Annotated in this window: 2 protein-coding genes; both read left to right on the forward strand. The window is 61.9% G+C overall.

The features are described 5' to 3' along the window. The coding region (locus B3C64_RS00495; protein WP_291532982.1) for an LPXTG cell wall anchor domain-containing protein at positions 1 to 186 on the forward strand (186 nt) is incomplete at its 5' end. A 300-nt stretch (positions 187 to 486) separates the two neighbouring features. After that, positions 487 to 1050, forward strand: a complete 564-nt coding sequence (locus B3C64_RS00500) for an HTH domain-containing protein (protein ID WP_291532983.1) — start codon at positions 487 to 489, stop codon at positions 1048 to 1050. Positions 1051 to 1295 lie beyond the last annotated feature (245 nt).

Genomic DNA, 1295 nt, shown 5'->3' on the forward strand with positions numbered 1-1295 from the left:
CTCAAGCAGGTCACGCCGAGCGACAACGGCACGGTGGGCGCCACCGCCACCGTGAAGAACGTGAAGTCCATCACCCAGCTGCCGCTCACCGGTGCCGCGGGCACCACGCTGTTCGCTGTAGTGGCGCTGCTCGTGGCTGGTGCCGGCGTTGCCGTGGCCCTCAAGAGCCGCCAGCGCATGCACTGAGCGATCACGCAATGAGCCTCTAAGGCAATCATTGACGAGGGCGTACGTGGGAATCCCACGTACGCCCTTTTTGCGAGGGTACGGGGGTGTTGGCGCTCAAGTCCATGTGGCAAACGTGGATCTCGAGGGGCCATAGGCGGAAAGGTCCCACACAAGGGTGAGGAAACGGGGGCATTCCGCGAAAAGCCGTTCTTATAATCGCAAGCGAATCCGCGGCGTGAATGATGCCTGGCGCAACGGCGCCGCCATTGGCACGCGGAATCACGCGCATACTACAGGCGATACAAGGGGGAACGAATCATGGCGCATGGCGGTGGATCATTCAGTGATGAGGAAATTCAGCTGCTGCGCCAGTTGCCGGCGGTGGCCAACGTGACCAAAGACCGGATCACCTATTCCGACGCGTTCAAACAGGTGTGCACCATCCGTTATCTTGCGGGCGAATCGCCTACGAAAATCTTCCGCGAAGCCGGCCTGCCGCCGGATCTCGTCGGCTACAAGCGCATCGAACGCAGCGTGGCTCGCTGGAAGGCGGCCGCCATCAAATCGGTGAACGGCAGCGGCGAAATGGACGATAGCGAGGTCATCGCGCAGCTTGTCGAACGATACAAACGCGCGCTCGTGACGCGCCGCAACCTCGACAGCATCACCAACATCATCAACGAGCCGATGAAGGCGGGGCATCCGTACGCTCCCGACGCTTCTGCCACGCGGACCGCTCCCGCGCAAGGCATGATCGATGTGGGAACCGCCGGCATCATCATCAAACAGCAGGCGCGCCGCATCGACGAGCTGGAGCGCGCCAACAGCGAACTGCGCGCCAAACTGGGCGATGCGGTCCCGTCTCTGGCCACTGGGGTCTGAAGCATCGGAATGGACGGCGCGCGGAACGGAAACCCAGCGCTCGGGATTCCGTTTTACGCGCCGCCGAGCATGTTCGCCTCTGCGCAAAACGGACATATTCCGGCAACCGGTCGTTTACGCACGATGTGACATCGGCGCGGTAGGGTGTAACGCATTATGACTTCCGAGAATTCCAATCACGCGGGCGGACCCGCGAACGGCAGCGCGCATTCCGCGCAAATCAAATCCGTCGAAAGCCTCGACAA

The sequence above is a fragment of the Bifidobacterium sp. UBA6881 genome, from assembly GCA_002451435.1.
Classification (GTDB): domain Bacteria; phylum Actinomycetota; class Actinomycetes; order Actinomycetales; family Bifidobacteriaceae; genus Bifidobacterium.

Bases quoted from the DNA above. Each gene is read 5' to 3' on its own strand.
- B3C64_RS00500 (WP_291532983.1), top strand. From the start codon at position 487: ATGGCGCATGGCGGTGGATCATTCAGTGATGAGGAAATTCAGCTGCTG.